Source organism: Enterococcus camelliae, assembly GCF_042685105.1.
GTDB classification, from domain to species: Bacteria; Bacillota; Bacilli; order Lactobacillales; family Enterococcaceae; genus Enterococcus_G; species Enterococcus_G camelliae.
Genome location: NZ_JBHUMO010000029.1, coordinates 1 through 512 on the forward strand (window position 1 = coordinate 1; position 512 = coordinate 512).

The 512-nt window shown below is 41.4% G+C and carries 1 protein-coding gene; it reads left to right on the plus strand.

Annotated features, from left to right (window positions below):
* The coding region (locus ACFSR0_RS04355) for a transposase (RefSeq protein WP_379980280.1) at nt 1-512 on the plus strand (512 nt) is incomplete at both ends.

Genomic DNA, 512 nt, shown 5'->3' on the forward strand with positions numbered 1-512 from the left:
AACAATCACTATCAGACTAACGGCTATCATCCTCTTGTCGCTTTTGATGGCTTAACCGGAATGTTTCTTGGCGCAGAATTACGCCCAGGTAACGTTTATACCTCAAAGAATGCCGAGACCTTTCTTACAAATATTGTCACTCATTTTTCAAAACATCCTTGCAATATGAATAGTATGGTTCGTGGTGACAGTGGTTTTGCAAAACCAGAAATTTACAATTTTTGCAATGAGAACGATATCCGTTTTGTGATTCGCCTGAAGGCGAATAGTCGTTTACGTAGCGAGGCTGAGCGATATGTCCTTTATAGTGATGAAACTGATTTCAGGACACATGAGGTACAGTATTTCTTTCTCACCTATCAAGCAGCCAGTTGGAAAAACGCAGAACGTGTCGCAGTTAGAGCTACCCGTGATGCTGGCAGTTTTCTCTTTACAAGGTTTGAGTTTGTTCTCTCAAATTTCAGAAACGTATCGCCAGAAACTGTCTTCGCTCTCTATCAAAAACGGGGAAC